At 46.3% G+C, this 20,527-nt stretch carries 21 protein-coding genes; 6 read left to right on the plus strand and 15 right to left on the minus strand.

The features are described 5' to 3' along the window. Positions 1-627 (plus strand): VIT1/CCC1 transporter family protein (locus QZ135_RS07995; RefSeq protein WP_294607632.1); only part of this gene is annotated, 627 nt, incomplete at its 5' end. A gap of 94 nt (positions 628-721) precedes the next feature. Here QZ135_RS07995 and QZ135_RS08000 read toward each other — a convergent pair. From QZ135_RS08000 to QZ135_RS08015, 4 genes are all read right to left on the minus strand, one after another. Continuing rightward, complete coding sequence (locus QZ135_RS08000; RefSeq protein WP_009132347.1) at positions 722-931, minus strand: hypothetical protein; 210 nt, start codon at positions 929-931, stop codon at positions 722-724. Between the two features lie 12 nt (positions 932-943). After that, complete coding sequence (locus QZ135_RS08005) at positions 944-2,035, minus strand: nitronate monooxygenase (protein ID WP_291554862.1); 1,092 nt, start codon at positions 2,033-2,035, stop codon at positions 944-946. Positions 2,036-2,187: 152 nt separating this feature from the next. Beyond that, entirely contained in the window at positions 2,188-2,472 is a 285-nt protein-coding gene (locus QZ135_RS08010; RefSeq protein WP_294607638.1) for an RNA-binding protein, read from the minus strand. Between the two features lie 425 nt (positions 2,473-2,897). After that, entirely contained in the window at positions 2,898-3,449 is a 552-nt protein-coding gene (locus tag QZ135_RS08015) for a GNAT family N-acetyltransferase (RefSeq protein ID WP_294607641.1), read from the minus strand. A gap of 106 nt (positions 3,450-3,555) precedes the next feature. On the opposite strand from QZ135_RS08015, the gene QZ135_RS08020 reads away from it, so the two are divergent. Continuing rightward, entirely contained in the window at positions 3,556-4,749 is a 1,194-nt protein-coding gene (locus tag QZ135_RS08020) for a sugar MFS transporter (RefSeq protein WP_294607643.1), read from the plus strand. Here QZ135_RS08020 and QZ135_RS08025 read toward each other — a convergent pair. Genes QZ135_RS08025 through QZ135_RS08050 form a run of 6 tightly spaced genes read right to left on the minus strand, consistent with a single transcriptional unit; the run spans position 4,746 to position 10,275 of the window. Beyond that, a complete protein-coding gene (locus QZ135_RS08025; protein WP_294607645.1) occupies positions 4,746-5,894 on the minus strand; it encodes an aldo/keto reductase in 1,149 nt (382 codons plus the stop codon). The genes QZ135_RS08020 and QZ135_RS08025 overlap by 4 nt on opposite strands. A 37-nt stretch (positions 5,895-5,931) precedes the next feature. After that, positions 5,932-7,098, minus strand: a complete 1,167-nt coding sequence (locus QZ135_RS08030) for a MalY/PatB family protein (RefSeq protein ID WP_294607648.1) — start codon at positions 7,096-7,098, stop codon at positions 5,932-5,934. Beyond that, complete coding sequence (locus tag QZ135_RS08035) at positions 7,082-7,981, minus strand: DUF3737 family protein (RefSeq protein WP_294607652.1); 900 nt, start codon at positions 7,979-7,981, stop codon at positions 7,082-7,084. Before QZ135_RS08035 ends, QZ135_RS08030 begins: the two co-directional genes overlap by 17 nt. 26 nt (positions 7,982-8,007) lie before the next feature. Then, on the minus strand, positions 8,008-8,703 hold the full coding sequence (locus QZ135_RS08040; RefSeq protein ID WP_294607654.1) for a flavodoxin family protein: 696 nt from the start codon (positions 8,701-8,703) through the stop codon (positions 8,008-8,010). Continuing rightward, positions 8,703-9,233 (minus strand): cyclophilin-like fold protein, encoded by a 531-nt coding sequence (locus tag QZ135_RS08045; RefSeq protein ID WP_294607657.1) that lies wholly within the window; start codon positions 9,231-9,233, stop codon positions 8,703-8,705. The genes QZ135_RS08040 and QZ135_RS08045 overlap by 1 nt, the downstream gene beginning before the upstream one ends. Before the next feature lie 13 nt (positions 9,234-9,246). Then, positions 9,247-10,275 carry an alpha/beta hydrolase gene (locus tag QZ135_RS08050; RefSeq protein ID WP_294607660.1) on the minus strand — a complete coding sequence of 343 codons (1,029 nt, stop codon included), beginning with the start codon at positions 10,273-10,275 and terminating at the stop codon, positions 9,247-9,249. A gap of 316 nt (positions 10,276-10,591) precedes the next feature. Here QZ135_RS08050 and QZ135_RS08055 point away from each other — a divergent pair, with 316 nt between their 5' ends. Both QZ135_RS08055 and QZ135_RS08060 read left to right on the plus strand, forming a co-directional pair. Then, the gene (locus QZ135_RS08055) at positions 10,592-10,798 is read left to right on the plus strand and encodes a hypothetical protein (protein ID WP_294607662.1); all 207 of its coding nucleotides are present in this window, start codon (positions 10,592-10,594) and stop codon (positions 10,796-10,798) included. Beyond that, complete coding sequence (locus tag QZ135_RS08060) at positions 10,795-11,424, plus strand: zeta toxin family protein (RefSeq protein WP_294607664.1); 630 nt, start codon at positions 10,795-10,797, stop codon at positions 11,422-11,424. The genes QZ135_RS08055 and QZ135_RS08060 overlap by 4 nt, the downstream gene beginning before the upstream one ends. A gap of 94 nt (positions 11,425-11,518) precedes the next feature. Here the strand turns inward: QZ135_RS08060 and QZ135_RS08065 are convergent, their stop codons facing one another. From QZ135_RS08065 to QZ135_RS08075, 3 genes are all read right to left on the minus strand, one after another. Next, positions 11,519-12,433: an Rpn family recombination-promoting nuclease/putative transposase gene (locus QZ135_RS08065; protein ID WP_294607666.1), complete on the minus strand. Its 915-nt coding sequence runs from the start codon at positions 12,431-12,433 to the stop codon at positions 11,519-11,521. A gap of 352 nt (positions 12,434-12,785) precedes the next feature. Continuing rightward, a complete protein-coding gene (locus tag QZ135_RS08070; RefSeq protein WP_294607668.1) occupies positions 12,786-13,400 on the minus strand; it encodes a flavodoxin family protein in 615 nt (204 codons plus the stop codon). A 98-nt stretch (positions 13,401-13,498) separates the two neighbouring features. Continuing rightward, positions 13,499-14,680, minus strand: coding sequence for an iron-containing alcohol dehydrogenase (locus tag QZ135_RS08075; RefSeq protein WP_294607672.1), 1,182 nt, complete (start codon positions 14,678-14,680; stop codon positions 13,499-13,501). Positions 14,681-15,252: 572 nt separating this feature from the next. Between QZ135_RS08075 and QZ135_RS08080 the strand changes: the two genes are divergently transcribed. Then, the gene (locus tag QZ135_RS08080; protein WP_217715571.1) at positions 15,253-16,155 is read left to right on the plus strand and encodes a helix-turn-helix domain-containing protein; all 903 of its coding nucleotides are present in this window, start codon (positions 15,253-15,255) and stop codon (positions 16,153-16,155) included. Positions 16,156-16,157: 2 nt separating this feature from the next. Next, positions 16,158-17,054 (plus strand): AraC family transcriptional regulator, encoded by an 897-nt coding sequence (locus tag QZ135_RS08085; RefSeq protein WP_294607674.1) that lies wholly within the window; start codon positions 16,158-16,160, stop codon positions 17,052-17,054. Here the strand turns inward: QZ135_RS08085 and QZ135_RS08090 are convergent. Together QZ135_RS08090 and QZ135_RS08095 are read right to left on the minus strand one after the other, a co-directional pair. Next, positions 17,051-18,181, minus strand: coding sequence for a VWA domain-containing protein (locus tag QZ135_RS08090; protein WP_294607677.1), 1,131 nt, complete (start codon positions 18,179-18,181; stop codon positions 17,051-17,053). The two genes, QZ135_RS08085 and QZ135_RS08090, sit on opposite strands and share 4 nt — an antisense overlap. A 10-nt stretch (positions 18,182-18,191) precedes the next feature. After that, positions 18,192-20,525 (minus strand): DUF5682 family protein, encoded by a 2,334-nt coding sequence (locus QZ135_RS08095; RefSeq protein WP_294607679.1) that lies wholly within the window; start codon positions 20,523-20,525, stop codon positions 18,192-18,194. Between the last annotated feature and the right edge of the window lie 2 nt (positions 20,526-20,527).

A 20,527-nucleotide genomic window follows, 5' to 3' on the forward strand; every position in this document is an offset into this window, starting at 1 on the left:
CAAAAGTCCTGCAAATTGATTTGTAGAAGCGATGCAGAACGTTTTGCGGTTTTTACTCAGTATCCCGATATGGAACATTTTGCTGAGATGGCGCAAGACGAACAGCATCATGAAGAAAAACTCATAGGAATGATTAGCGAGGAACGCTTGGAATATATGGGGTCGGTGGTGCTTGGCTTGAATGACGCATTAGTGGAATTTACGGGAGCATTGGCAGGTTTTACGCTGGCACTGAATGATACGAAACTGATAGCTTTGACCGGAAGTATTACAGGTATTGCAGCAGCACTTTCTATGGCTTCTTCCGAGTATCTTTCTACAAAATCGGAAAAGACACGAAGCAAGCGTCCGGTTAAAGCAGCTATTTATACAGGTATTGCTTATATCATTACCGTGGTAGCTTTGGTGGGGCCATTTATTCTTTTGTCGAGTCCTGTCATGGCGTTATGCATTATGCTTCTGATGGCATTGCTTATTATTGCTTTCTTCAATTATTATTATGCCATAGCCCGGAATGAGAGCTTCAAGCGCCGCTTCTCGGAAATGGCAATATTGAGTTTCTCAGTGGCCGGAATAAGTTTTCTGATAGGCTATTTATTGAAGACAGTGACAGGGATAGAAGCTTAAAGAATAGTTCTCGTCGTATGATTATAAAAAAATCCCTGAGGTATTAAACTTCAGGGATTTTCTGTTATTGTCAATTGATGAAAATAAACTGAAACTATATTTTCGAACTGTGCAACTTCTTATAAAGCTCTACACGTTCGGCTATTTCAGCCTGAGATAGATGAGCCGGAAGCTCAATCGTGGTCCGTGGAGTGATAGCTACAAGAATTACTTCTCCCACTTTTTTCTTATGCTCTTTGATAGCATTTTCTGTTAATTGATTGGAAGACCCTGTCTCCGGTCGGATAATACTCTTTTTCATCATATCGAATTGTTTTTAAGTTTTCATTTTTGCTGGAACTAATTGGCAGGTTGCCAGAAGAAATTCAGTGTTCAATGTACTTATCACCTCTTTCACACTGCGTATTTTGTCAGAAAGGAAAGCGTTGCTGCCTGCAAATGCATATCCTCTTTTCATATTGCCTTTGGCTGCATTATACAATGCCTTGATGATGCAATAAGGACTTTTCTGATAGTCGCACGTCTTGATACAATGGAACGAACAACACTTTGGCTTTTCCTGTCCTTTCTCTACATTGCGGATAAATTCTCCGTCGATGGCTCGCCCGGGCATACCTACAGGACTTTCGATGATGAGAACATCTTCGGGTTTGGAGTGAATGTAGACTTCTTTGAAAGTTTCCGAAGCATCACATTCCTGGGTAGTTACGAAAATACTTCCCATCTGTACGGCCGAGGCTCCCAGTTGCATGAACCGTGCAATGTCTTCACCTGTGGAGATTCCACCTGCGGCAATTACGGGGATGTCTTTTCTTTCCTTGTAGTTTGTAGCAATCGCCACTACTTCGGGGATTAGGGTTTCCAGAGCGTATTTTGCATCTTGCAACTGCTCCTTCTTGAATCCCAGATGTCCTCCGGCTTTGGGGCCTTCCACTACGATGGCATCAGGCAGATAATTGTAATTTTTCTCCCATTTGTCACATATAATTTTGGCGGCTCTGGAAGAAGATACGATGGGTACCAGCTTCGTTTTGCTTTCCGGCGTGAGGTATAAAGGTAAATCAAGAGGAAGTCCTGCGCCGGCAAAGACTACGTCGATTTTTTCGCTTATGGCAGTACGGACCATCTCTGCATAGTTGGAAAGGGCCACCATGATGTTCACTCCGATGATTCCTTTCGTCTTTTGGCGGGCTTTGTGAATTTCTTCTTTGAGTCCGCAAATGCATTTTTCGGTATAGTCGCCTTTGCCTTTGGGGTATAGCAGACCTAAGCCTGCACATGAAATAACACCTATGCCGCCTTCATTGGCAACGGCTGATGCTAAGCCGGATAATGAAATTCCGACTCCCATTCCACCTTGTATAATAGGTGTTTTTATCTCTATATTTCCAATAAAAAATGGTTTCATAAAACTGATATTGTAACAAGACTGTAAGCGGATAAATATACTTCTGGTATTCTATTCGTTTAGCAATGTTCTTTTCTTTGTATTGTTGTTTTTGATTGATAAAAAACAAGAACAGAAGATGATATCTCCTGTTCTTGTTTGTAGGGTAGACATTAATAACGTCTGGAATTATATCCGTTGTTGCGGGGTCTTTCTTCGCGAGGGCGTGCAACGCTTACTGAAATCGTTTTCCGGTCGTATTCCGCTCCGTTAAGTTCGTCAATTGCTTTTTGTCCTTCTGTATCGTCGGTCATTTCAACAAAACCGAATCCTCTGGATCTGCCTGTTTCTCTGTCCATAATAACTTTAGCTGAAGAGGTTTCTCCATACGCTGTGAATAATTCGTTCAAGTCGGCATCATTTGTGCCAAAGCTTAAACCTGAAATGTAAATGTTCATTTGAAATTTTAATTAAATAAATACTAATGTAAGAGTGAGGGGATAATTAAAGGAGAGGTCTGCTTAATAAAGGATAAAAAGAAGAACTATACGATAACGATTCGTAACTCAAACTGCGACAAAGGTAATACAATAGTTGGATACGGCAACTTTTAATTCATGATTTATTAATAAAAAAGCGATAATTGTTTTTTATTAGCATTATCTGCGGGCTTTATGCATTCAACTTGTCAGCTTACTGCCTTTACCTTTTGGGATGCCTGCAAAGATTGTACGAGTTGTACAACTCGTACCGCTCCAGTTGTACAACTTAGACTGCTCCAGTTGTACAACTCGTACAATCTTTGCAGGCACTGTGATAAAGAGAAGTAGTAATGCAACGGAAACAAAGTAGCATACCTGATAAAGGTATCTGTCTACGGCAGCTATATGTTTGCCAAAGTAATCTTATATAATATATGTCTGTATAAGGGATGGTCAGGACTAACCAGCGGATGATTGAATTCTTTGTCTTTTACCATACCTATCTTTTGCATCACACGCTCCGAACGCTTGTTGGGGAGTGAGGTGAAGGAATAGAGTTCTTTCAGTCCCAATGTCGTCTTGGCATATTCCAGGCAGGCTGAAGCTGCTTCAGTGGCATATCCCTGATTCCACGCTTCGGGGACCAGACGCCAGCCTATCTCTACAGCCGGGGCAAAATCTACATCGAACGTAACGTCATGCAATCCTACATAACCGATAAATGCATGGTCTTCTTTCTTTTCTACTGCATACAGTCCGTATCCTCTGGATGCGAATTCTTTCCGGATACGATTATAGAAATCGAGGGTTTCCTGATAGGACAGTTTGTTGAGGAAGAACTCCATTACTCTGTCATCACTATTCAGTCGGGCAAAAACGGGGATGTCTTCTTCTTTCCAGTCGCGCAGAATCAGGCGTGGGGTTTCAATGTATTGTTTGGGAGATGTTTTCATATCGTTTTTTCAGACTATTTCTTTATAGATGAATACAAAGTTACTGCAATTTGTCATATTATGAAACTTCTTGGCTATCTTTGCGGCCGGTATAAGAAATTTCTGTATGCAAAATTTGGTAAAGAAGGAATATCGGATTCCTTTTATTTTGGTTACTTCCCTGTTCTTTCTATGGGGATTTGCACATGCCATACTGGATGTGCTGAACAAACACTTTCAAGATGTGCTGGTTATTACACGTGCCCATTCGGCATGGGTGCAAGTGATGTTCTATCTGGGATACTTCGTGATGGCTATCCCTGCGGGATTGTTTATCAATAAATATGGCTACCGTAAAGGAGTGGTTTTCGGTTTGCTGCTTTACGGGATAGGTTCTCTGCTTTTCATTCCCGGAGAATACTGGATGTCTTTCAATTTCTTTCTTTTCTCCCTGTTTGTCATAGCCTGTGGACTGGTGTTTCTGGAAACAGCCGCTAATCCTTACATGACGGAACTCGGTGAACGTGAAACGGCTGCCAGCCGCCTTAATCTGGCACAGTCATTCAATGGCTTGGGGTGTATATGCGGACCGCTTATCGGTGGGTTGTTACTGTTCTCGGAAGGAGGTGAAAGCAATATATCCTTGCCCTACACGCTGATGGGAATTATAGTGTTGATGGTGGCACTGGTGTTTTATAAAATCCGTCTGCCGGAGATTGTGCATGAAGCTGATGAAGAAGAAGTCGGAGAAAACGGTGCACGCGGGCTTTGGTCGCACAAGCTGTTTATCTTAGGTATTATCAGCCTGTTTTGCTACGAGATTGCAGAAATATCAATCAACAGCTTCTTTATTAATTATGTGGTGGATGACGGCTGGATGAATGCCCGCGATGCATCTGTAGTACTTTCGTTCGGTGGTCTGGGACTGTTTATGTGCGGACGTTTTGCCGGTAGCTGGATTATGCGGTATATCCGGGCAGAAAAAGTGCTGTTCGTTTGTGCGATAGGAACGGTGGTCAGTACATCTTTGGTGGTTCTTGATCTGGGCATTTTGTCGTTGATAGCCCTGTTTCTGGGATATGCGTTCGAAGCTATTATGTTCCCCACGATTTTCGCTCTTTCATTGAGGGGATTGGGTAACTATACGAAGCGTGCGTCTTCTTATCTGATGATGTCCCCCATCGGAGGAGCGGTAGGACCGCTCATGATGGGGTATGTGGCTGATCAGACCAATATGTCTTTCTCTTTCATCGTTCCGTTGCTTTCGTTTATCGTGGTGTTGCTTTATGCCTGGAAAGTAAAGCAACGTTCGCTCTGCTAATATCCGAATTTCTCCACAGCCTTTTCCATCTGTTCGATGATGGCGACTCCGAAGGGACAGTTCGTTTCGCATTGTCCGCACTGGATGCACTCTGAGGCGTGGTGTGTGAGGGCTTTGTAGTGTTCACGCACAGTCTCGGGTATCTCGTTCTGGGCAATGGTCAGGTTGTAGTACTTGTTCACGCTTGCTATGTCGATGCCTACGGAACAAGGAGCGCAATGTCCGCAATACATGCAATGGCCCTTCCAGGTGAACTTCTCCATGCCTGCCATGACGGCGGTATAGTCTCTTTCTTCTTTGCTGGCTGTGCACCAGTCGATGGCTGCCTGCATCTCATCACAACTTCTGCACCCCACCATGATGGAGGCAACAGCCGGACGGGCCAGTGCATATTCGATGCATTGCACCGGAGTCATAGCTTTGCCAAAGGGTGAGTTGGTTTCACTTAGCAAATCTCCGCCGCCATATACTTTCATCACATCGAGCCCTACACCTTTCTCTTCGCACAGTTCGTAGAGCCTTTCCCGCTCCGGGTCTATGTTCTGCAGGGAGTGGGCATAGTTTTCATCGGCCCATAAGTCATCTACGTTTTCAGTGGGCGGTTGCAGGTCGTAGCAAGGATTGATGGAGAACATCAGCACTTCAATCAGTCCGCTTTCCACAGCCATACGTGCAACGGTGGGGTTGTGGCTGCTCAGTCCGATGTGGCGGATTCTGCCTTCTTCCTTCAGGCGCAGGGCCAGCCGGATGACGGGACCATTGAATACTTCATGAAAGTCTTCTTCGCTGTCTACATAGTGTATCATGCCGATATCCAGATAGTCGGTATCGAGGCGTGCCAACTGGTCTTCGAAGGAGGCGATTGCCTTGTCGATGTCGCGTGTACGCAGGTACTGGTCGTTTTCCCAGGTGGTGCACAGATGCCCTTGGATGATAAATTGCTCGCGGCGGCCTGTCAACGCTTTGCCGATGTTGCTGCGTAAATCGGGGTTGGAGGCATACATATCAATAAAGTTAATTCCTTTACTGATGGCGAAATCCATTTCTGCACATGTCTGTTCTTCTGTTTTGCCAACGAACCCTTCGCATCCTAATGCGATGGTGCTGACTGACAAACCGGTGTTTCCTAATGTTCTGTATTCCATGATATTTTTCTATGTCTTAATAAGTTTTGCGAAGTTACTAATAATTTCGGTTCTTCCATCGCCTAAACCTTTCTAAACCTTCTGCCAATACCTGACGCGGACAGGCTATATTGATACGTACAAAGCCTTCTCCGGCATCTCCGTACATGCTGCCTTCGTTCAACCAGAGCTTTTCCTGTTCCAATAGCGAGGTCACTATATCTTCAGAGGTGCGCTTTAATGAAGAACAATCCACCCACACCAGGTAAGTACCTTCCAGCTTCGTTACGGGAAGCCCCGGCAGATATTCGGTGAAGAAACTTCTCAGGTAATTATAATTATCAAACAGATACCTTTTCAGTTCTTCCAGCCATTCTTCCCCTTCATTATAGGCAGCTATCAAAGCTTCCACTCCGAATGGATTTACATCGCAGACTTCGTTTATATTGATGGCTTTGTCTATCTTTTTGCGTACTTCGGCATCAGCGGACACAATGTTTGCAATCTGGGCTCCTGCCAGGTTGAATGCTTTGCTGGGAGAAATGCAAGTGACGGAATGCATCAGGAACTCCTGCGATATGGAGGCGAAAGGCGTATAGGTATATCCCGGAAAAACCAGTTCACAATGAATTTCATCCACTACTACCGTTACATGATTCCGGAGGCAAATCTCGCCGATACGTATCAGTTCTTCCCGGCTCCATACTCTTCCGGCAGGATTGTGAGGGTTGCACAATAGTAAGAGTTTGACTTTGCCATCGGCAGCCTTCTTCTCCAAGTCATCGAAATCAATCCGGTAAGTTTTATTCTCATAAATCAGCGGATTGGAAACGATTTCACATCCGTTGTTTCGTATGGACGAAAAGAAGCAATTATATACCGGAGTCTGTACCAGGACTTTGTCGCCGGGGCTGGTCAGGGCTTTTATGATCGCCGACAGCGCCGGTACTACTCCAGAGGTATAGATAATCCACTCTTTTTCTATTCTCCAGTCGTGACGTCTTTTGAACCAGCCGATTGTTGCATCGAAGTAAGCATCGGGTACGCGGACGTATCCGAAGATGCCATGCTCCACTCGCTTCTTCAACGCTTCCGTCACGGCGGGTGCTGTGCGGAAATCCATATCGGCTACCCACATCGGCAAAACACCCGGGGTAGTGGCAGAATCCCATTTATAGGAATTCGTGCCCCGGCGTGGAATGATTTCATCAAAGTTGTGCTGCATATTGCATCTCTTCTTGCGTTTCGTCAAAACAGGTCCGGTCGTCCCAAAGTTTCAGTTTGCAATTGCCGGGGGCCTTTATGTTTTCGTCTATGATGACGGCTCCGTAACTTTCGGCCGTGATGCTTCCCGTACGTGGGTTCTTTATGCTGTGAACCGGGCCTTTGATGGTGGCCTGGAGACTGCTGTATTCAAATGCAAGGTCGGCATCATCGGCCATTGTGCAGTTTTCCATAATCAGGTCGTGGGCATAACAGAGTGGTTGCGTGCCTGAAATCTTGCAGTTCACCAGACGCAGGTTTCTGGAATGCCAGCCCAGGTATTCGCCATTCAGTTCGGAATCGTATACCGTTACGTTTTCCGTATTCCAGAAAGCGTCTTTGGAGTTGATGATGGCATTGCGGATTTCTACGTTCTTGCAATACTGGAATGAGTAGTTGCCGTTCTGGCTGTAATTTTCGATGCGTATGTTCTCACCGTGTATGAACAGGTAATCGGCTTTGTCAATCTGTACGTTCCTGAGTTCTACATTGCGGCAGAACCAAAGGGTTTCCAACGCATTGGGAAGTTGTACGTTTTCCAGCTTTATGCCATCCATTTCGCGGAACATCTTCGGTGCTTCCACTACGGTATCCGTCATTTGTACATTCTGCGAGTACCAAAGTGCGGCACGGGCGCCTTCTGTAAAGAAACAGTTCTTTATAGTGAAGCCATTGTTGTGCCAGTACGGGTATTTCCCTTCGAAGCGGCAGTTCACTGCCACGATGTTGCTACATTCTTTTAATGCAGACTCACCTGCATGGATGGGTACATTTTCCAGTTGGAGGTCGTGAGTTGCAAACAGGGGGCGTTCGCCTCCGAATTCTTTGTCTTTGATAATTTCCATAAATTCTTTGTTTTTATTATTCGTTATTATAATTCCAATCCCATTTTATAGGCGTTATCCAGATGTTTCATGTCAATCTGTCTTGCCAATTCTTCGCATCCCGTGCAGCCTCCGGCGCAATACACTCCTTTCTCATTGCCGCCTAACACTTGGCTTATCAGCCGGAAATAGCGTGTGGGTTGCTCAAAAGTCGTATCATTGTCATCGCCGGCTGTCATTAACAGGACCGTATCTTTCGAAGGATATTTGTCATCGGTGGAGATGGCGTAAAGCCTTTCGATGAATGCTTTCAATCTGGATGTTATGGTCCAGAAATAGAGCGGCGAAGCCATCACTACAGTATCACATTCGGCTAATAAGGGATATAGGTCCTGCATATCATCCCGGATTGCACATTTATGGGTATGACGTTGGCACAATCCACATCCCCGGCACCCCTCAATGCACATACTTCCCAAATACACTTTCGTAACGGAATGGCCCTTTTCCACCAATCCTTTGATGTAAGCATCGGTCAGACGGTCGGTATTGCCGAACCTTGTTCCTGCACTCATCAGGACAAGCACGTTCTTCTTGTTTCCTTGATGTATCTTTTCTATGAGCGGAGGAAACGGATCTTCTGCCGGCTCCTTATCGCTTAGGAAACGATGAATGGTTGCACCGCCTAATAGCACGCCTCCGGTGGTTATCAGCGTATTCTTCAAGAAGTTCCTTCTTTCCATTACTGTAGTTCGAACGTTACGGTTACACTGCCCGAACCAAGGGCGGGTGCCAGTCCCGAAGGATTGTTTACACGTCCCAGGCGGGTGTAGCTGTAGGATGTTGAAAAGGTCTCATAAAAAAGTACCAGACAGGAGCCGCCGTAAAGCATCAGGTCACCCGTGCGGATGGTTCCCGGGTTGGAAGATGCGGTGGGCAGGTTTCCCGATAGGTAGAAGTACTTTTCGTTGCCGTTCAGTTCGGACATGTTTATGGTCATAGGCAGTAATGCCTTGAAGGCTGTTGCCGCCGCATTGTTTTCCAGTGTGGCGGTGAATGAGGCGGAGCCGACTGTTATTTTTAGATTGTTGCTCATAGGATTATCGTCGTCGTCATCATCGTCATTACCGGGATTAACCGGGGGATTGTCATCGTCCGTACTTCCCGGAGGTATCTGCTGCCCTGTTTCGGGTATAGGAGCATCGTCGCTGCATGAGGTGCCCCAAACGGACAATGTCAACGTCATAAAAATGAGTACTAAGTAATATTTCATAATCTTCACGGTATTATTTCAGGTATTCCTTAAAGAAAGAATCCAGCTTGTCGAACGGGATGAGGCTGACCCGGTCGTAAAGGTCCACATGGCCTGCACTGGGCACGATGTATAATTCCTTGGGTTCGGCAGCCTTGCTGTAGGCATCTTCGCTGAATTCGCGTGAGTGTGCATTCTCTCCGGTGATGAAGAGCATGGGGCGCGGTGAGATGGTCTCGATATCGGCAAACGGATAGAAGTTCATGAACTTCGTGTTGCTTGCCAGGGTGGGGTGCGTGGTGGTCAGGGGCGTTGCACCTTCGGGGGTGAATTCTCCGCGTCCGGTACGGTAGAATTCATAAAACTCGCGTTCGATAGGAGAGGAGTTAGGCGTCAGTTCGTGTACGGTGCCGCCGGTGTATTTCGTTTCTCCACCCAGAAATTCCGCATAGCGTTGTTCGGCGGCTTCGGCAATGATTTGTTTCCTTTGTTCCAGGGTCAGCGTGTGTTTCAGTCCGTTGCGGCTTGCTGTACCCATATTATACATGCTGATGGTTACAATGGCTTTCAGGCGTGGGTCGATTTTTGCCGCACTGATGGCGAAACTTCCACTGCCGCAGATACCGATTACGCCGATACGATTGCGGTCGACGAACGGGCGTGTGCCGAGGAAATCGACTGCTGCGCTGAAGTCTTCCGCATAAATCTCCGGAGAAACGGTGTTGCGTGGTTCTCCTTCACTTTCTCCCCAAAAGGACAGGTCGATGGCGAGGGTTACGAAACCGCGTTCGGCCATCTTGGTGGCATAGAGATTTGCACTTTGTTCTTTGACTGCCCCCATAGGGTGCCCGACGATGATTGCGGGATACTTTTCTCTTGCTTTCATTTCTTTCGGCAGGAAAAGGTTTCCGGTCACTTTCATTTTGTACTGGTTGGAGAAGGATGCTTTCTCCATGTTGACAAGAGTACTTTTATAAAAGTTGTCCGCATCTGTTTGTGCAAAGGATAGGCTTGTGCCGAGTGTCACTAAAAATGACGCTGCTACTGATAGTATTCGTTTCATATACGCTTTGTTTTTGGTGATTAAATTGATTCTCTGTTTTCTACAATGCAAATGTACGATGGAGTAAGCATACTGTTTGTAGACAGATTACGGACATGATAACCCGAATTACAGATTATGAAGAAATGAGTGGGGAGTGCGTCAATTGATATAAGGCATCCGGCTTCATTGCATTGTGATGCGGTTTCGTGGTTGGGAATTGACGCGGATAAAAGAAGTGTAATGGCGGACGACGGATATATGAAAAAAGCTCCGGCATGCAGTAGCATTGCCGGAGTTTTTGTATCTTTGGGGCATTGAATAAAAAGAAAAGTTTATGTCAGAGAAAGAAATGAATGCTTATCGTTTGACCGGGATGGAAGAACCTACAGATGCCATGCTTGCCCAGCTAATGAGTGAGGTGGCAAAAGACGCTAAACATAAAGCGATGGAGGCTACGGAAAAGTTTTTCAAGCAATTGGATGAAACTGTAACCTTGCGTAAGCGGGAGTGGGCGAAGAAACGTAGTGAAAGGAAGAAATGATGGAAACTACTCTTCATAAGCCGGTGCTGATTGTTATAGCCGGACCGAACGGTTCGGGGAAGACTTCTGTGACCTCTAAAATTCTTCATCACGAGTGGATGGAAGATGCTGTTTATATTAATCCGGATATTGTAGCGCAAGATAAATTCGGCGACTGGAATTCACGGGAAGCTATCATACAGTCTGTGCAATACTGTGAAAAGCTGCGGGAGGAATGTCTTGTAGAACGCAGAAGTATTATATTTGAAACGGTTCTCTCTGTAGAAGATAAAATTGATTATGTGATGCGGGCGAAAGAGGCCGGTTTCTTCGTTCGTTTTTTCTTCGTCTGTACGGCACATCCTACTATTAATGCTGCACGTATTGCACGCAGAGTGATGGAAGGGGGGCATGATGTTCCTATCACCAAGATTATTTCGCGTTACGATAAGTCCATAGCCAATGGTTGCATTGTTTCCGAATTAGCGGACAGAACTTACGTTTATGATAATTCTGTTGATAATGCAGATGCCTGCTTACTATTCAGATTAAGAGATGGAAAATTGGTGAAGAAATATGTAGAGGATATTCCCAGATGGGCTCAACCCATCTATAAAGGAGGTCTTGAAGAAAATCCGTTGGGATAGAGGCCGACGGCCTTGTAAAATCAAAAGAGAGGCGTCCGGCGGTTGGTGGTAGCGGCGCACGCCTCTCTTTTTGATAACAATTTGTTTTCTCTCTTTATAGATTGGCAATCTCTTCGGCAGTTAAACCGGTAATATCGGCAATCGTCGCGTAATCCAATCCTCTATCTTTCATCTTCCGGGCATTGGAGAGGCGCTCTTGCTCAACGCCTTCTTTTATGCCTTCTTCTCTACCTTCTTCTCTACCTTCTTCTCTTCCTTCGAGCCTTCCTTCCAATTTGGCCGAGTCTATTACATCATTTTGAATCATTACTGAATCCAGATGCCTGTCATACGCCAGACGTTCTTGTGGCGTCATGGAGTAATATTTCAATTTCTCACGCGCCTCTTCCAGACCGGGAGCCGTAGTGTCCGGACGTATTATTCCGCTCTTCAGATAGCTCATCCATTCCTCCAAAGGTGTAACGGCCACCTGGTTGAACTCATTAACACGGATAAGGACGTATTCCGGAAAAATATCAGCGGGCATGCGCGTTACGATGGCATTCTTTTCCTTGACGTTGACTTGCAGTTTATCCCCTGTATGTACGCCAATAAAATTATTTTGTCCGTAATACAGATAGTCGCTGCCGATGCCGATGTCGAAATACAGGATGCTGATGGAGTATATCTTCTTCACATGATAATACGCCTCTCCCAGCGAAATGTGCTCGGTGATGGCTTTCGCCACTCCGTAAAGGATGCGTTCCAGATAATAGAGTTCGCGTGTGTTTTGTATTTCGATGATGATGATTTCATCCTTACTGTTGCGTGCCTTAATATCTACACGATTAAATTTATCATCGGCGGTCTGCTGGTTACTTTCACTTTCGAGTATCTCAAGGATAGTGACTTTTTCCTTCAGGAATACAGTCAGGAAGCCTTCAAGCACGCCAAAGTTTGCTTTTTGACGCAAAAGGCGCTTGATGGCCCAATCAAATCGTATGTATCTGTCTTCCAATTTACTTTCCATAATCATCCTCCTTTTTTTAGAACAAAGCAAAGGTATTGCTTTTACTTTGAAAAGCAATGCGACCGGAAGACATTTTCTTTTCCGTCATCGTTTTTTTACATCATTTCCATCATTGAAATGCTCCGCAGACTGCCGCACCCACCGTCGTACCCAGATTGGCGGATAACAGGAATAAGCCGTCAGCGAAATCCGGATTAAACCTCAAACCGAAGAAGTATGTTTGCCATAAGCTTTGATATGACCTATTACACCTTTATTCTGAAAATAAAAGCGCAAACAGACTATGGAAACACATCGTTTCAGTCTGTTTACGCTTCTCTGTGAGAACTCAATGGTTCTATTATGATTTCAATTAACGGATAAAGTTTGTCCGTACCAAAGGTTCTGCTTCAGGGTGTTGCTGCCCGTCAGCCGTATTTTTCAATAACCAGGCCATATTTCTGCCTAACATTCGCATAGTCTGTAATCCTTCCGCATCTTGCAGGACATCGCCCGGCATCATTCCATGAATAATATTCCAATATTGGGAAGAAACAACAGGCATATGGTTTATTGTGAAATACTTATTCAATCTGTCAAGAGTAGCACTGGCTCCACCTCTCCGGCAAACAGCTATTGCTGTAGCCGGTTTGTACTCCATCAACTCCGAGCTTGAATAGAAAAGACGGTCTAACAGGGCGCACAGCGAACCATTGGGACCGGCGTAATAGGTCGGTGAGCCTACTACCAGTCCGTCAATACCTTCTTCCAGTTTCTGGCGGATGTTGTTGTACAATTCGTCTTTAAAGATACACCGTCCCAATTCAGTGCAGCGATTGCAGGCTATGCAACCTTGTACGGCTTTTGTTCCGATAGAAATGATTTCTGTTTCTACTCCGTTTTCATTCAGCGCCTTTGCTACCTCCGATAAAGCCAAATGTGTATTTCCGTTTTTCCGGGGACTTCCATTTATCAGTAATACTTTCATCTTTTTTCTTCTTGATATTAATTATATTCGTCAGACTTTGAAGCGTATATTTATATTAAAAACACTGGCATGACTTATAAGGTTCGCCCATCCATCCATCAACGATAGGATTTGTCGAAAATTCCCGCGCAATCTTCATCTGTCATTTCGCAAGGATTGGCAAGGAATAATCCTCCCTGCATGGAGCGGGCGCCTCGGGCAAGCGTCATGGATTCTTCTTTCCGGAACCCGTAATCGCTCATCTTCAAATCGGCCACACCGCAATCCTCCTGCAATTTGACAAGTGCCGTGATGAAATCTTCCGGCTTGTCGGCATTTTCAATGCCCATTGCTTTTGCCATTTTGATGAACTGCTCGTCGCAGGCATGACGCTCGATGAAGAACTCATAGAAAGCCTTGGAAATCATAATCAGCCCTGCACCGTGAGGAAGATTGTGATGATAGGCGCTCATGGAGTGTTCCATGGAATGTTCGGCCGTGGTGCTTGTCAGTTGCATGGTGATGCCTGCCATTGTGCTGCCATAAGCGACGCGTTCTCTTGCTTCCATATCATTTCCGTCTCTGACTGCACGTGGCAGGTATTTCGTGATATTCTCGATGGCGGACAATGCAATCGCTTCGCTCAGAATATTTACACCGTTGCTTATCATTACCTCTGTGTTGTGGAACAAAGCATCAAATCCCTGGTATGCCGTGTATTTGGCGGGAACGGTTCGCATCAGTTCCGGGTCTACGATGGCAAGAACGGGAGTCAGTTCCGGTGCGCCGAAACCGATTTTCTCATTCGTGTCGGGATTGGAGATAACGCCCCAGCAATTGATTTCGGAGCCTGTTCCTGAAGTTGTGGCAATGGTAACTATGGGCAATCCCGGATTTTTCAGTGGCATTGCTTTGCCGGTGCCGCCAAAAACATAATCCCATAAGTCGCCCGGATTCGTTGCCATTGCCGCTATTGCGACTGATGCATCGAGTACGGCACCTCCTCCGAGAGCCAGAATAAAATCGCAGGTATTTTCTTTGGCAAAAGCGGCTCCTTCCATGACGACGCTTTTGTACGGGTTTTCCATAATCTTGTCGAAGATGGCATACTCTATGCCGGCCTTTTCCAATTGTTCAATCGTGCGGTCGAGCGAACCGTTGACCTTGGTCGACTTACCATTTGAAATCAAAAGTAGGGCTTTCTTGCCGGGCATTGTCTGCTTGTGCAGATTGTTCAGTTCGCCTGCGCCGAATAGGATGCGGGTAGGGTTGTAAAAAGAAAAATTCATTCTTGTATTCATACGTCTTTCAGTTATTTAATTTGTAATCGTTTTAATGGTTCTCCATAGGGAACTATCGGATGCTGCAAAATTAGCTGTCTTCATGTTATTGCAGGATACCCGGATTACAGATTGAATAACCCTTTTTACAGTTTCTGCGTATTCTCGCTCAGAAATGAGCAAAAGCGATTCAGTTGTGCTATCTGTCATCCTGAGCTTGTCGAAGGATCTACTCTCTTAGCATAAGGCTGCGCTATACAGCAGAGGAAGAGATTCTTCGACAAGCTCAGAATGACAGATAGTCCGCAAATCATTTCATTCAAATCTGGTATAGAAATGAAGGAAATTCAGTTGACAAGGGAACGAGTTGACAAGGGGACAAGGGGCTGCACAATGCTTCTATACCGCATGGAACCTTGTTCCCTTGTCAACTTGTCCCCTTGTCAACTTGTTACCTCGTCAACTGATTCATAACCGCTCAGTAATGAATGAAAGTTATACCCCAATTACAGATAGTATAACCCTTATTACAGACACCTTATTATTCTGAAAAAATAATTCATATCTTTGCTGCTGTTCAAATACTTAGGATTATGGAAAAGGTTATAAATCTGGATAATGTGGACCAGTACAATCATTTGTACGGACTTGAAACATTGCACCCTTTGGTAAGTGTTGTCGACCTTACGAAAGCGACGAAAGCGGTCAATCAAATACAAATGCATTATGGTGTTTACGCACTTTTTTTGAAGCTGGCAAAGACTTGTGATATTAAGTACGGCCGTCAGTCTTATGACTATCAGGAAGGTACTATTGTCTGTTTTGCACCCGGACAGACGATTAGTGTGAGTACGGTTGGTGACCAAATCAGCCAGCCCGTTTACGGTCTCGTCTTTCATCCCGATTTGATTCACGGGACTGCACTTGGGAAAACGATAAAGAACTATACCTTCTTCTCTTATGCAGTGCATGAGGCTTTGCACCTGTCCGACCAGGAGAAAGAAACCGTGATGGACTGCCTGAAGAAAATCAGCATCGAATTGGAGCATCCTATAGACAAGCACAGCAAGTCATTGATTGCAATGAACATAGAACTCTTGCTCAACTATTGCATGCGTTTCTATGAGCGCCAGTTCATCACCCGCAGCAATGCAAACAAAGATGCCTTGACGAAGTTCGAACAACTGTTGGATGAATATTTCCAGAGTGGTCTTCCGATGCAGGAGGGGTTGCCGTCAGTGAAATATTTCGCAGACAGGATTTATCTTTCTCCCAATTACTTTGGTGATATGATTAAGAAGGAAACCGGGAAAACGCCCCAGGAACATATACAGACAAAGGTAATCGAACTGGCTAAAGAGCACATCCTCGGAGCGGAAGAAACCATCAGCGAGATTGCTTACAGGCTGGGATTTCAGTATCCGCAGCACCTGAACCGCCTGTTTAAGAAGCGCGTAGGCTGCACCCCGAACGAATACCGACTGCAAAATTCATAGCTTTGAAAAAGGATATATTGAACATAGAGACCGTACATCAGTGTAATTGTTGCCTGGGCAACAAGACACTGCATCCGCTGGTGAGTGCTATTGACTTATCCAAAGCCAACGTGATGCAACGTACCATCAAGTTCGACTTTTACACCCTGTTATTGCTGGAAAGTGAATGTTGCGACTATATCTATGGACGTAAATACTACGACTATTCCAATGCCACCATGTTGTTTCTGGCTCCGGGAGCATCTATCGATATGAATGACGGGAAGGTTCTTCCCCAAAAAGGTTGGCTGCTGGCATTCCATCCGGACTTTCTGTGTAATACCTCTCTGGAGCTGCACGTCAGGCATTGTCCGTTCTTCTCTTACAGTCCCAATGAAGCGTTGCATCTGTCGTTGCGTGAGAAAACGAAAGCTGTGGAGTGTTTCTGCAATATAGAGCAGGAACTAAAGCATGCGATAGACTGCCATAGCAAGGTGTTGATTTCAAGATATATAGAATTGTTGCTGGATTATTGCTCCCGCTTCTACGAACGCCAGTTCATTACGCGGAATGAGGCGAATAAGACAATATTGTGCAAAATGGATACGCTGCTGGATGAATATATCCGCTCCGGGCAGTTGAAGACCAAGATATTGCCGACAGTGAAGTATTGTGCAAATCTACTTCACTTGTCGCCATGCTATTTCATGGACCTGTTGAAGTTTGAAACGGGGAAGAACCTGGATGAATATTTCCAGTTGAAAAGGATAGAGATAGCCAAGAGAATGTTGTCCGCTAATGGGAATACCGTTAGTTCGGTTGCCGAAATATTGGGCTTTTCAAGCGTGCAATATTTCAGCAACCTGTTCCGGAAACTGGTAGGGGTAGCCCCTAATGAATACAGGCTTTCACAGAACTAAGTACTTTTGATGTTCTGCGATATCCACATCCCTATATCTTGTTTGCTAAGCGCTGCCGCCATGAGGTCGGGAAATTTATCGGGTGTACAGGCGAAAGTCGGTACACCGATATTTGCCAGAAACTCCGCATGGCTCTTGTCGTAAGAGGGGGCGCCGTCGTCATTCAGTGCAGGCAAAACGATGAGTTGCACACCACTGTTCACTAAAGATACGAACTTCTTGCGCATTTCCCGGGCATCGCCACCTTCATACAAGTCGGTAACCAGCACCAGTACCGTATCCTGCGGACGGGTAATCACTCCCTGGCAATAGGTCAGGGCACGGGCGATGTCCGTACCTCCACCCAACTGCACGCCAAAAAGCAGATCTACCGGGTCTTGCAAATCATCGGTCAGGTCTACAACTGCCGTATCAAATACTACCATCCGCGTGCTTACTGCCGGAATGGAAGCCAGCACCGATCCGAATATTCCGGAATAAATCACCGATGTTCCCATTGAACCGCTCTGGTCCAGACAGAGAATGATGTCTTTCATCGCTTTCCGCTTCCTGCCGTAACCGATGCGCACTTCCGGGATAATCGTCTTATATTCCGGCTGATAATTTTTCAGGTTCTTGGTGATGGTGGTTTTCCAGTCTATTTCGTTATAGCGTGGATTTCTCCGGCGGGCGGAACGGTTGAGTGCTCCCGTCACAGCCTGTTGGGTAGGGGCGGAGAGTTTGCGCAACAGTTCATCCACTACTTTGCGGACTACCTGCCGTGCCATTTCCTTGTTCTTTTCCGGGATTACACGGCTGAGCGACATTAGTGTAGCTACCAGATGCACATCCGGCACTACGGTTTCCAGCATTTCCTTTTCCGTCAGCAGTGAGGTGATGTTCAGCCGTTTGATGGCATCGCGTTGTATAACTTGTACCACCGTCTGCGGGAAAAACTCGCGGATGTCTCCCAGCCAACGGCTTACTTTTGGGGCGGACGAGCCGAGTCCGCCGCGCCGGTCACTGTCGTATATGGCTTCCAGAGACTGGTCGATGCGTTGCTCTTCCTGCGTCAGCGTGATGCCTGTACCGTCGGCCTCGTTTCCACCCAATATCAGGCGCCATCTTTTCAGATATTCTTCTTCCATAGTTTACTCTTTACTTCGTTTCAATTCCTAATAATTGGCGGATCAGCGGGATTACTTTGGCTGCTTCCGCTTCATTGTGGGCGGAGACTGTGACCGTCTGCGTCTGTATGCCGCCTGCATTGCTTGCTTTGGCTTTTTCGCCCAGTTTGCGGCGTTCCGGTGGGGCGAACTCGCTGAATGTGCGTTTCAATATGGGGAGCAGTTCCATGAAAGTCTCCTTATCCTGCCCGCATACCCAGTTGTTTACAAGATTCCAAAGATTGTCATCCAACAACAGGATAGCTCCGGAAGAACGGAGAAATCCTTCGAACCAATATGCCATGTCTGCCGGAGCGTTGCCGACAGAAGAATAGTAACTGAGGGTGTTCTGTGCCTCCTCCGGTGAGATGTCCCCTTTGTCGTTCAGCAAGCGTGTAGCGTAACCGGACAGCAACGGATGCACATTGACGGAAGTGCGCACCTGGCGGATAAATTCAAGCCACATGGTGTTTAGTTCCGGATCGTTAAGGGTGGATACCGCATAGTCCGTAGACACCAGTTTGTTGAGAATATCCGCCGCCGCCTCTTCATCGACATTGATGCAGACCAGCACGCCTCCTGCAAGGATACGGGCAATCATGGCATGAAGCATATTACCTACTTTGGAGAAATCCAGATTGCGCACATTGCCATAACGGACAATGCTGACCAGATCGGGAACAGCTTCCATCATTTCGATAATATCGGTAGAGGCAGCCGAAAGACAGTCGAGTTGCATGGTCATGGCTTCCACTAAGTCCGGTAGATTGGCAGGGATTACCCGGTCAAGCAGCCGGGTGAGTTCCGGAATATGCCTTATCTCTGCGGTCTGTTTGAGCAGATACTTTTGGGTGGCTTCTTCCAGTGTATTTCCCCAGATGGCTTTTTCGATGATGCTGATGATCTGTTCCGGTTTGTGGTAAAGCGTCCATTTTTCCTTGAACGTACCTTTACCGTCGGAGCTGCCCGGGATGGCCCAATCTATTTCTAAAAGGTACAGGCGGTGGAAGAAGATACTTCTTTCCAAATCATTCGGTTTACGAAGGTCGAGCGTCAGTTCTTTGATTTCAGCGGTAAACGGAATGCGTAGCCGCTTTTGTGCCTTTTCCACATCTACCAGAAGGGGAACTTTGGGAACATTGTCCGGAACGCGCCCCAAACGGTCGCTGATGATAAGTTCCTCTTTGATGATTTGCAGGAGGATGTCGTCACCAAAGCCCATGACGGTGGTGATGGCTTCGTTGAACTCTGCCAGCGAAGGGGCGGGGAGGTTGCGCAAAGCAGCCGTCACCTGTGCCAGACGAACCGTTTCGATGACGTGGGCTACTGAAATATCCATATTCTTTTTGCGGAAAAGCGAGGCGGCCTGGCTGATCCAGAGAGTACCATCATCTTCAGGATGATGCCAGAGATAATGATACCAGCCGGGAGACTCTATTCCCGCTCCATACCCGCTGCGGAAGGAGAGGCGGTCGTAGGTCCAGGGTATCCAGGTACATTCCACTTTTACTTTGGCAAGTCCTTTCAGCAGTTCATTGTCTTCTTTCACTTTGGGCATGTTCTCAAGTGCAGGCACATGCCAGGCACCACAAACCACGGCGATACGTTCGAAGTTCTCTTTTTGTGCAGCACGTATCATTTTGCGCATCCAGGCTTCACGGAGCAGGTCGCGGGGAGAGGTCTGTTTGGGAAGTTCTTCACGTAGTGCGGTCACTGCTTCTTGCACTGCCAGGAATACGCCGGCACTGTCTTTGCGATGCTCGATGGTCGTTTCCCACCAGCATTCGCCATCCGTGTATCCGGCGGCTTCCGCCAGATAGTCGAAAGGGTCTCTGTATATATCGCCGGTTTCTTCTTCGGTTTCGGAGGCAGTTTCCTGTTTCTTTGCACTTATTTCCGCTTCTTGAATGCCTGTTTCCGTTTCAGCAATAACTTCCTGTGTCGTCTCTTGTCCTTCCGGTTCGTCCTGCGGCGTTTCTTCTTTTTCTTCTTTGGCAGGCTTTTGACTCAGCGCCATAGAGTGTGCTAGGGGCAGATCGAAGAAACGCAATGGCACTTCATTGCGCATTGTATAGCATATCGTCTGCCACTCCGGAGAGAACTCAGCGAACGGATAGAACACGGCATTCTGCGGCTGGTCGGGTTGATAGGCAAGCAGGGCAACAGGCGGTTCCATTTGCTCGTTCAATGCACATGGAAGCAATGCCTCAGCTTCTGCCGGACCTTCCAGAAGGATAAGGTCAGGCTTTAGCTCCTGCAAGTATTCCAGTACATTCCGGCACGAACCGGGACCGTGGTGTCTTATTCCTAATAAATGAATGGACATTT

This window comes from uncultured Bacteroides sp. (genome assembly GCF_905207245.1).
GTDB lineage: Bacteria > Bacteroidota > Bacteroidia > Bacteroidales > Bacteroidaceae > Bacteroides.